Annotated in this window: 6 protein-coding genes and 2 pseudogenes; 1 reads left to right on the plus strand and 7 read right to left on the minus strand. The window is 34.0% G+C overall.

Going from position 1 to position 12,080, the window contains the following annotated elements:
* From ACOMCU_RS27400 to ACOMCU_RS27430, 7 genes and pseudogenes are all read right to left on the minus strand, one after another.
* A partial coding sequence (locus ACOMCU_RS27400) for an insecticidal delta-endotoxin Cry8Ea1 family protein (protein ID WP_421052193.1) occupies window positions 1-2,212 on the minus strand: 2,212 nt, incomplete at its 3' end.
* Between the two features lie 646 nt (window positions 2,213-2,858).
* Window positions 2,859-3,383, minus strand: a complete 525-nt coding sequence (locus tag ACOMCU_RS27405) for a hypothetical protein (RefSeq protein ID WP_421052194.1) — start codon at window positions 3,381-3,383, stop codon at window positions 2,859-2,861.
* 159 nt (window positions 3,384-3,542) lie between these two features.
* Window positions 3,543-4,581: pseudogene (locus tag ACOMCU_RS27410) on the minus strand (IS3 family transposase); the annotation flags it as partial.
* Between the two features lie 1,239 nt (window positions 4,582-5,820).
* Window positions 5,821-6,135, minus strand: coding sequence for a hypothetical protein (locus tag ACOMCU_RS27415; RefSeq protein WP_421052196.1), 315 nt, complete (start codon window positions 6,133-6,135; stop codon window positions 5,821-5,823).
* 458 nt (window positions 6,136-6,593) lie between these two features.
* The gene (locus tag ACOMCU_RS27420) at window positions 6,594-6,707 is read right to left on the minus strand and encodes a transposase domain-containing protein (protein ID WP_421052197.1); all 114 of its coding nucleotides are present in this window, start codon (window positions 6,705-6,707) and stop codon (window positions 6,594-6,596) included.
* Between the two features lie 219 nt (window positions 6,708-6,926).
* Window positions 6,927-7,361 (minus strand): annotated as a pseudogene (locus tag ACOMCU_RS27425) (IS66 family transposase).
* 414 nt (window positions 7,362-7,775) lie between these two features.
* Window positions 7,776-7,916, minus strand: coding sequence for a hypothetical protein (locus tag ACOMCU_RS27430; RefSeq protein WP_421052198.1), 141 nt, complete (start codon window positions 7,914-7,916; stop codon window positions 7,776-7,778).
* 1,943 nt (window positions 7,917-9,859) lie between these two features.
* Between ACOMCU_RS27430 and ACOMCU_RS27435 the strand changes: the two genes are divergently transcribed.
* On the plus strand, window positions 9,860-12,080 hold a 2,221-nt coding region (locus tag ACOMCU_RS27435; protein WP_421052199.1), incomplete at its 3' end, for an insecticidal delta-endotoxin Cry8Ea1 family protein.

A 12,080-nucleotide genomic window follows, 5' to 3' on the forward strand; every position in this document is an offset into this window, starting at 1 on the left:
CAAATCCATTACCATTAGGATTTTCAAAGTCACCATTTTGGAGCAAATTTCGAGATTGACTGAGCTGTTTTGCATATTTAACTTCATCCAATAGTATTATTTTTTCTTTAGCATATAAATCATCTGATACACATTCTACTAAATTTGCCACTTGATCTATTTGATAATCCGTCGTATCAGCTTTTAAATCATTTTTCGAATCATCCGTAAATAATGTATTTACAGCTTTCTTTACTATATCTAAATTTTCCATTCCCATCTCCTTTGTGTAAAAGTCGTATGGAATGAATTCGATTTTATCAAGTAGTACTAAGTCGCTTTCTGAAGAAGATGTACCCCTATGTTCAATGAAGAAATTTCCAGGTTCAACGTATTCTGGTAAATATGCATATTTGAAATTTTCATAGATCAAGTCATCATCAGGATTATTAATTGTTTTTTCTAATTGTAATCTAGCTCCACCTATTTCAAGATAAGTTGAACTACTTGCTGATGCATAACGAATGCGTACTTTCATTAATTCATTAGTAAGAGGCTTGCAGCTATAATTAGCCAAACCATGTGTTTTAAGCTGTATTAAATCTCCTCCTGTAAAACCGGGGCCTTTTATAGCAACACTTAAATGATTCATATCAGTTGCTTTGATTGCTGGAATTTGTGTAATTCTGTTGAAACCCTCAGAACCTATTGCGCTAATACGGCTGACACTTTTATGTGTCCAAGCAAATGTAAAAGCAATTGGTGGACCACTAGGTACTTCACTGTGACTCGTAAAATAAGACAAAATATGGCTATAATTATCAACGTTTTCGTAAAGGGTTTCCCGAGTTAGTGGAGGAAACGTAAAAGTGTTTCTTGTTATATCCAGATTAGTGCTATTTGTGTTTAATTCTTGGACAAAAACTTTTTTGTCTTCAGAAGGTGGAATTTGATAAGTAGGATAATAGTTAGTATATTCAAAAGCTATTCCCCTGATAGATGGAAGTATAATTGTACCTAAAGTAGTAGTGGTAGTAACCCTGAAAATGTATCCAGTAGCAAAATCGAAATCCTTTTGATTTTTATCTGTAGAATTTCCAAACATTGGTCCAACAGTTATACTCGATGAGATAGTAGAATCTGTATTCGAATATAAACTTCTATGACCAGTTAAAGCGGAATCAAATAGTCCTGGTGTAGAATAAAAAAGTTCTAACTTTTGCAACCAAGTGAAAAGATGTGGTTGTCGTGTTAATGAATTTTCTACTGTTTCTGTAAGAATAGGGGGGGCTGATTCAGAAGTAAGTGGAAAAATCCCTTCAGAATAAATCTCCCTTGTGAGTTCGATATTAGTAGATATTGGATAAAGGCGCGGATCATAATTTGGAAACAATGCAATGATATCCAATACATTGATAGTCATAAAAGTACGATAAGTGTTGTATATACTCCAAGGTCCTTTAAATATATTTTTTAATCCTTTGTTATACTCAGTAGTACAATAATTAGTATACTCTGCGGTATACAGTAAAAGCTCATTGTAATGTAAATTACCATCTGCTCTAGATAAACCCCATTCATCTGCGTAAATGAGACCTGTTCTCAAAAAAAGTAAATGGAGATTGGCAGCTTGTGCATAAATAGGTAATAAAATTTCTTCATAGCCAGCAAGTGCAAACCCAGGCATTGCATTTATAAACGAATTATTAGTATTTTGAAATCTATTTTTCACTTCATTTGCCGTATTAATACTAGGATACATCTTCCAATCTTCAAAGGCTCTATTAAATGCATCTAATTGTTTTTTAAGGCCTGCTAATTCTGATAATGCCTTTATTCTTGCAAATTCTGATAGTTCTCTTTGTACAAGTTTTTCTGTATACTCTATTATTGATTCCCAAAGTGGTTTACCTTCAGGCCATAATAGAGGTATTAGAATGGAAACAATAGCCACCCCAGCTCCTAGTATAGGATTTGAAATAGCAACAATGGTACCTATTGTAGCAGCTGTACCTGCTATTAACCCTTCAAAACTATATACAAAAGGTTCTAGATACATTAAATCATTTCTACTATTTCCCTCACACATATTTAACCAGTCTTTATAGTTCATAGTTTGTATTGCAGCAGTAGGACTCTTTTCTAAGGGGTGAATTGAATATTTATTTTTCATTTTTGATAGAATTATTGAATCTTCCTGGATTTCAAAATCTCCTTCTTTTTCTCGCTTCACATTCTTTCCTCCTAATCCTAACCAACAGTTTCTGGATTTTTTTCTCTAAAATTTCCGATCTTAACAGCGGAATTAAAAAAATTGTAAAAATGACGTACTTTTCAAAATTTCATTTGACAAGGTTTATTCTAAAAAATTTACATATCCTATATTCATTTATAGTATAGTTTCTATTTAACCAATTGCTATTCTCCCGTATTTTATATTTTAATAATAGAAACAGGTTTCTAGATATTCTTATGTGAATGATAGGTTAAATATGTGTAAATTAGTAATTTCATAAAAATGGTGATATTGAATGGACTCAATGATTGGTGTGCGACTATGTTACGAGTAACAGAAAAAAGAAACAATTTTACATGCAACGATTTGAAGGATATGTACTATAACTATGGATATTCCCCCCAATACAAACCATGATTGAGTCCAAACTGAATCAATCAATGGTGATTATTCAAGATATTCTATTTCCACTTATCGATAATGCAGCGAATTTTCATAATGCTGTAAATTGGGTAATACATGACGAAACCTTTAAGGTATTGCGGATTAATACATAGTAAATAAAGCACTTATTTTAAGTGTGTTAGTAAACTTAAAATAAGTGCTTTAACACTTCTGAAAATTCGTTTAATGACAGAGCAAATCAGTCATATTCGAAAAAGAAAAACCCGGATACTTTGACAGTTGAGGAACTCTCGTTAAGTAATTCTACTTTCAAATCCCTTATTTGAATATGTTTTCCGTCAATAGAATAATACGGTAATTCACCTGTACTATACTTTAATACATGATCGACATATAAGGTTTCTTGATAACATAAAGAAACAAAAGTTTCTCTTCCTTGTGTCGTATAAAATTTTTCAATACAAATAGGTTCAATAAAAAGGTTTAGGATAAAAAATAAACAACCTTTAATTTTTAATACATGTAAATCCACTTCTACCCGACCACAATCTTCTACTTCGATAAATTTTTGACATTTTTCTTTTGTCATGGATAAACAACTTAAATCATATACAAAATTGGGGTCACTGTGCTTTTTTAATTGAAATCCTTTCGGAATAGTTAGAATACAACTAAATGGTAGGTGATGATTTTTTTTTATTTCATTAGTTAAATTAAGATTTGATGAATGTTCAGATGAATGTGGATTAATATCATCAATCAAGTTCAGGCCTCCTCGCTAAGCTTTATTTTTCATAGATAAAAAGAAATACAGTATCCAATATATTTTTATGTAAACAAGTAATTATGTATCACCATTTTCAAACAATTAGCTAAACAAAATCTTAATTCTGATCTGACCCAAAAAAGTTAGACAAATAATTTAAGCAGCTTCTAAGATCTGAGTCCGGTATTGTACTGGACTTAGATCTTTTAATTTTGTCTTCATACGTTTGTGATTATAGTAATGAATATAGGCATCCAATTCTTTTTCAAAGTGCTCCATACTTTCAAATTCTTGCAGGTAAAGCAACTCAGACTTTAATAAGCCAAAGAAATTTTCCATGACAGCGTTGTCTAAACAATTTCCCTTACGGGACATACTTTGTATGATGCCATGCTCCTTTAATGCCCTTCGATATTTTTTCATTTGATAATGCCAGCCTTGATCGGAGTGAAGGATGACTTGATCTTCAGGTTTTAAACGCTTCACTGCTTGTTCTAACTTATCACCTACAAGTTGATAAACCGGTCGTTTCATTACTTTATAGGCAATGATTTCGCCATTGCAATGCATAAATCAAGGATTGGTGATAAATAGCGCTTCTCTCCGAATAAATGGAATTCTGTTACATCGGTTACCCATTTTTGATGCATCTTCTTTGCTTTAAAATCTCGCTGGATTACATTTGGGGCAATGCGTCCAACATTTCCTTTGTAAGAGCGATACTTTTTCAATCGAACGAGGCACTTTAAGCCCATTTCATTCATTAAACGGTTGATGGTCTTGGGATTATGAAAAAATCCAAGTTTCTTTAATTCTTTTGTGATACGACGATAACCATAACGTCCTTTATGTTCATGATAAATGGATTGGGTAGCTGTCTTCACTGCAGAATATTTATCTTTTCGGTTCAAACGCTTTTCCCAATAATAATAGGTGCTACGTGGAATACCAGCGACTTTGATAAGGGCCACGACATCATAGGTTACCTTTAGTTCAAAAATTACTTGCGCTTTGATTTTGGATGTAATTTTTCCTGCATTTGAACTAAAGCATTCAACTTTTTTAAATAGGCATTCTCCATTTCTAGTTGTTTAATTCGTTCTTCAAGCGCTTCAACTGAACCTTCTACTGATTTTACCTTCTGCGTTTCTTTTTTCATGGATATTCGCCTCTTTTTCTTAGGAATAAGGGCATCGAATCGAGCAATAAATATTTTCTCTTCGGCAGTAAAACAAGCCATAAAAAACACCCCTAAATCGTTAGATTTGGTGTCTAACAATTTAGGGGCAGTTCAATCATTCAAATTGCCTTTAATACTTGACAAGCCTCCAATTCTACTGCCTTTTTTTGCACCGGAAATGTAGCTAATAATCTCACGATTGTAAAGCTCGACAAACAAACACCAAAGTGCTATTTATTCGATACGCGCGACCGTAAGTCAAATCATTAACCACAATAGCAAATACTTCTACAGTTTGACCTTACACGTTACTTTGTGTGGCTAGTATTGTGCGGCTTCCAAATCGACGACGTGTCACGTTCTTTTTCGATGTTAACTTTTCGTGTACCATAGTTGTTTCGATTATCATTAAAAATTATTCAGTATATGGAGTAAGTTCAGTTTCTTTTGCTTTAGTAAACTCATTGTCACGTTGGTTGGCGTGATAGTAATACGTGTTTTTAAAGATTGGGGACGCCACACATTGCTGATATTGAATATTTGTGAGCGTTACTTCGAATCACATCTATCCTCGTCCCATGATCAACGCTGCTAGCTTTAAATATCATTCTCAATCAGTAAAAGTTGGTTTTCTTTGCGTAATCCAGCTAGTCCGTCCGTTATCTTCTATAAAGCGATTGTCTTTAGCTACAAATGAACCGGTTTCTTGATAGTTTTTAATCCAGCATTCTAAAGACGAAGGGATTTAAAAGTGTGAGGAAAACGATTCAAAGCAGGCACTATCATGGCCTTTGTGGGATTATCTACCGATTACGCCAAGTTGCTTAATGTGTTGACTGTGCAATTTTTTCTTGGCATACAATAATCCCCTTTAAGTAAAATGTTATCTACAGTGTACTGTAGTTTTTTTAACATTGTCTACTTAAAGGGGAAAATATCTACTATACTGTCACTCTAGTTTTAATATTTCATTTTTTGAATCTGGATAGATTTTAAACTAGTCAGATGTAGGTTTTGTTTCTGATCTAGCCATTTTAAAAATGAATGATCCATTTTCAAGAACGTCCCACAATCTTTCAATAGATGACCATATGAATATACCTTTATTTTATCTCCAATTTTTAATGTCCAACTCTTACAATGATTTCGTTTACAACGATTACATTCACATGCACTCTTTTTTTCCATCTTCATCCCCCCTTCTTTTTAAAGAATCCAAATTCTATTATTCTAGTAACGATTTCGGTCGCAATCTCAGTCTCGGTCGCAATCTCGGTCTCGGTCGCAATCTCGGTCTCGGTCACAATCTCGGTCTCGGTCACAATCTCGGTCTCGGTCACAATCTCGGTCTCGGTCGCAATCTCGCTTATAACCATAACGAATTTTTTCAATATTAATTGCATCTAAACTTGTATAACAATCATTTCCATTCTTTTTTATCCAATAAATAAAATCTTCACATCTTTCGTCTATAAAGCGAATGAAAATACCTTCGCCCTCATATTTCCCCGCAGAATATACTTTGATACAATCTCCTTCACATAAATCAAAAAATCGTTTTTTAGACATATTTATAACACCCTCCACTTTTTATTATTATTAACACCTTCCAAGTTTATCCTATTCAAATCCTGACTTTATTGTTTGGGCAAAAAGGGCAAACTCGAAATTGAATTCAATATGTCAAAGTGTATATAAAATAGTGTGAAACAGATATCCGAAAATTAACATCCTACAACGGGCTCCGAGCTTTGGTAACAACTTTATAAAGAACGTACCGCTGTCAAACGCGTCAGTGCCTATTTTAAACAGTATTTTCAATTAAAGATTGTCTGTCACCTACAGGAAGAAATGCATTTCAATCTAGTGACGTTTATTTATCTAGCAGTTGAACGAATGTAAACCTGAATTATAAAAAAAATAGGCGCACCTTTTCGGTACGCATCACGATTAGCCGTTTTTTTATCAGATATATTGCGATTTTATTTTCCACATGAAGTTTGGATGTTTTTTAACCAAGGCATGTACTAATTTATTTCTGGGTTTCGGTGGATATCCAGATCCGGTAGATCCGTCATTAACTTCATCAGGTATTGATAGAAGTCCACACCATTTGCTTTGGCCGTTTCTGCGATGCTCAAGCAGGTGGCGTTTGCTTTTCCACCTGCTTATCTGACAGTGAAAAGCAATTTTCCTCCCTATGACGTTGGGGCGAATGGGCATTTGATTGATTTCGAATGATTTTTACGTTGTTTTCGACATTTCCCTGGAGACCTGTGCTTAAACTTACGTTGAAGTCGATATAAATCATCGCAATATTTTACGCCACTTTGCCCGTTTTTACTATCCGTCTTCAACCATTAACGACGGACATGTGCCCAACAATTGGTGAAGGTTACACCTTCTAGTTTACCGTAAGCAGAATAACTTTCACAAACAATTGTGTCAGTATAACCTTTCGTAAAATCTTCAAGGGCAGACCGAGCTCGTGATAACGAACTCTGAAATAGAATAATCGTGAGAGCTTGACTTGGTACACTTCGTTAAACCCTATTGTAGGCATTCGATCGCCCGGACTTTCCATCCGAACGCTTAATAATTTGTGCATATGTTTCATCGACATGTAAAACAGATTTGCCATCATGGATGAATTCAATTGAATTCATTTGTTCGTAAACAGGGAATAACCAATCCCCGCTACGCGAATGACAAATTTGAAAGGTTTCTATCATTCGTATGTAGCCATGACGTTCCCATTCCTTTACCTGACGGTAAAGGGAAAGTATTGGACGAATTTATCATAGATAAATTTCGCCAGAACACTCGGGCCAGCAATACTACGTTGAATGGCAGGTTATGCGCTTTGCCACGTTTAATCTGGGCTTTTTGGGAAGAATCGCTTTTGCAGCTTTTACATTCGTAAGCATGTTCAACGTGTTGAACTTTCATCATCATTGCGTCTTCACGTGCAATAGTTGAGCCAATTTCAATCATTTGTCCATGGCAACAGTTGCACTTCGTATGTTCTGGATGATGGTGAATCGTTTCTATTTCTAGGCCATCACGAAGTGAATCATTGAGCTTTCTCTTATGTATTTACGTACAACCTATAGGAAATTATGTGAGTGCTTTGTTTTTCAATGTGCTCAGAATCGCTAAATGACAGTTCATCATGGTGCAGTGTATTTTGATTTCTCGGTTTTCGACCCCTATAAAAGTATTGTAAAATTGCGTACCTGTTCAGTTAGCGCTTCAATCTGTTTAGATAAGTCTTTGTTTTGTTGCTTCATATAATCAAGCTGTTCTTCAGGGAGTTGAATTAATTTCTCGTTGTTAAAAGAAACGTTCACCAAAACATCCACCACTTTCCGTTCGTAAACACCTTTTGGTGTTTTTTGAATTGCATTTGGTTGCTGTAGCGATAAACCTTCTAGTAGCCAGCTAAGCTCTTGTTGCGAAAGGTTCCGTACTTCATTTGATGGCTGAGCTACAATGATTCAAGATTCTTTCGAACTTGATCCAAATAGCTATTCGGTTCGCCCTACCCTATAAACGCTTAGATGGAGAAGAAACTCCAATGGCCGAAAGATGAAATGCCTATTCGCATATTCGTCTTTCCACAAACGATGTAGATATTTTCACGTTAGTAAAAATTATGTTTCACAGAAGTTTCACCTCCCTCATCCCATTTGGATGTTGTGCTCATCTACGCCATTACAGAATGAAATTTCCACCGTTGCTGCTGTTTTAATTGTTCATGTATTATTGAGTGGACCTTCTTTTGAGAGTTGGCAACAGAGGAGTTATTAAGTTCGGGATATATTTTGACTGGGATATTCATTAATTTTTGCTGTGGCATATGTAGGACACCTTAAATTGATACCTTTATAGTAGAGAGGTGCTGCGTGTTTATATGCATTATTTTAATATCGGATTACGTACGAATAAACTCTTTACTATAAACCAAGCAGTATAAAACCTAATTTTTCTTGATAGGAAAGTCTGAGATTTTTAGAAATGAGATTTATGAAATTGATTCAATGCCCAGCCCAATTACTTTTTAAAGATGCTGTTCTTTCGGCCATTTAAAATTGTAGGTTCTAATACAAAGCCCCTATTTAAAACCTAATTTATCAGACTTTCATATGATGAATAGTATAATGAACATATTTAACCTCTTCTTCACATATGAATATCAGGGGTCATTTTTTTCTTATTACTCATAAAATGAACCTGCTACAAAAGTTGTACTTAAAAAAGGCTATTACACTGATACTGCTAACACTTATTACAACCATTCCTATATAAGTGACAAACAAGCGCTTGAAAATGGAGATAAAGAACCTATTTGTATCTTGACATGAATTATAATATTTATGGTTAGAAAATCAAGTATAAACTGAAGTTATTATCCAAATCTGAACAGGTCTCGGGTCTTTGAATTGGTCGTTTAATGAACAAATTAGGTTTTGTATATAACTAAAATCGTTGCATAATATAAAACGTATCAGCCAACGTGAAATGAAGCACCCGTCGAAAATGATCTCAATGCCAATTTTCAAAAAAGAAAAACAGGGGGTTAACAATTAGACATACGTACGTGTGGGAATGAAATGGCTCTTGCTTATTAATGGACCAATCATTTGCCAAAGTCCTGATGAAAATAAAACAGTTGAATTTATACGCCCTAGTTGCAAGAAATAAAAGTAATTTTAAGGGTATCGACATTTGTCATATAGACCGAGGGAAAAAGTTTGATAACAAGCTCATATCCGAAGTATTAGAAACATATGGCATTCAGCAATCATTGAGTATGAAGGGATGTCCTTTATATAATGCCATGGCTAAGCGAATTCGCTAATGGAGTTCATTTTAATTCTCTTGAACAGCTTGCGTTCAAGCTGAAGGTAGGTCTTATAAAAGTTGTTCAGTTTAGTGTTACACTAGGAATTAAGGCACAGTAGTTAGAGGTTAATTGAGCAATATGAAATTAAATAATAGAAGCATTCCTGTTTGAAAGAATTCTTATGAATAGACTGAACGAAGGAATGTATGCGCTAGACGCCAAGACATTGGAGGGTACGTCATCATAAGCATTGCAGAGAGCCAATTGTGCATCACATAATGGAACTTAAAGTTAAATTTATCCAATTAGCTTTAGTGAAGCATACTCATCAGATTACAATGTACTGAAGAACTAGAAAAGATTATATATAAACTGCGATGAATAAATATTTTCACCACTTTAAAAACGGGTCAAACCGTTCATCAACATTTATAGGGGAGGAAAAAAGTGAATCAAGATAAAACAACTAAAATCAAAATTCTTGATGATTCATCAAGGATTTCAAAAAGGTATAATTCCCATGCAGAGGATTCGACTGCTGCATTACAAACTATGAATTATAAAGATTGGCTGAATAAGTGTGAAGTTAATCCGGGTGCTTTTGTATATAATCTTGAAGGGCTTTCAACTGCTTTAACTGCTTTAGAAGATGTTATTAATTCTTTAAAAAATCCAATAGATGAAGCTTATTTGTTACTACACTCCAAATTGTACAATCTTTACTATCCTTCTGTAGGATCAACAACAATTTGGAGAAATCTTATAACACATACAGAAGAACTTTTAGAAAAACAATTATCAGAAACTGCACGAGAAAATGCGCTTTTTGAATTATCAGTTATAAGATCACAATTGTCATCATATATCAGTGCTTTTGATTTTTGGAAAGCAAACCCCAATAATGCAAATGCAGTAGACGAAGTGCGCCATAGATTTCAATCCACCCATAGTGAATTTGTAGGTGCAATACCTGCGTTTGAGTCTTATGGCGATAATACATTATTATTACTACCTGTTTATGCTCAAATTGCAAATCTACATTTACTTTTATTAAGAGAAGGTGTTATTTATGCAAATCAATGGCATTTAAGTCGAGCTGAAGGTGATTTATATCACCAAAATTTATTACGGTATACCGAAGATTACATTAATCATTGTAGCAATTGGTATGACCAAGGTTTTAACCAATTTCGTTCAAATGGAGACTGGAATAGATTCAATAATTATCGTAGATTTATGACTATCAATGTATTAGATTTCATTTCTCTATTTTCAAACTATGATGCACGTATGTATTCATTCCCTACAAATATGGAACTCACAAGAGAGATTTATTCAGATGCTCTTATGGATTCAACACCTCAAAATTTACAGAATTTAGAAAGTTCTCTTGTAAGACAACCACATTTTTTTACTTGGCTAAGAGGGTTAACTGTGAGTACTTATACAGCAACAATCAATCATTTTTTACAAGGCCATTCAAGTAAACTTAGCTACACCGCTGGTAGTCTCTTTGATGGTCCAACTTTTGGAAATGTCCTATCCCCATCTTTTACACAATCTTTAGTAATGCCAGAAAACTTCTTTATTTATAAGAACCTAACTGAGTACTCAATAGTTAGTACAGGTATTAATATAAATAAAATGGTTTTTGCTGCAACAAATGCATATCCTATTCCTGGATACTATTATAGTATTCCACCTGAAAATGCCGAAACACATGAAATAATCTATGATGTACCGAACAGCACAACTAATAAAAAACAAACAATTTTTGATTTACCACCAAGAAATAATGAATCTACCACAAACTTTTCAAATTTCAGTCATATTTTATCTTACATGACTAGTTATAATAACTACAGTGGTATAGGACCAAATGCACTTACATTTGCTTGGACACATACAAGTGTTACTCCTTTCAATCTTATTCTTAGAGATAATACAAACAGAATAGTACAGTTTCCGGCCGTAAAAGCATCGTCAATGAATGAGGCTTGTATTCCTAGAAAGGGCCCAAAATTTACAGGAGGGGATGTAGTAGAATTAAAATCAACGGCACATCTAATTTATAACCCTAATATTGCAGGCGGAGGAAATCAACATTATAGAATACGAGTTCGTTATGCAGCGACAGCCAGTGGTATTAGTTTTTATGTTTACGGTGCAGATATAAAATACGCTTTTTTAGAAAAAACCGTAAACGGTCCAATTAATGATACTTCCACATTGAAATATACCGATTTTAAATATGCATATCTCGAGGGTGTTTTCAATCCTAGCGATGCTTCCAATAGATTTATAGAAGTTTTCCGTGAGGATGAAATTGCGTATCCAGAAATCTTTAATGCAACATTAATAATTGATAAAATCGAATTCGTTCCAATAAACGTATCTTCAGCAGAATATGAAGGGTTGCAAAATGTAGAAAAAGCTACGAAAGCAGTAAACGACTTGTTTACAAATGAAACTAAAAATATGTTAAAAGCTGATACAACCGATTATGAGATAGATCAAGTGGCAAATTTAGTAGAATGTGTATCAGATGATTTATATGCTAAAGAAAAAATAATGCTACTAGATGAAGTTAAATACGCAAAACAGCTCAGTCAATCTCGTAATTTACTACAAAATGGTGACTTTGAAAATCTTAATGGTAATGGATTTA

Origin of the sequence: Lysinibacillus sp. UGB7, from assembly GCF_049058285.1 — a bacterium.
Lineage (GTDB): Bacteria > Bacillota > Bacilli > Bacillales_A > Planococcaceae > Lysinibacillus > Lysinibacillus sphaericus_B.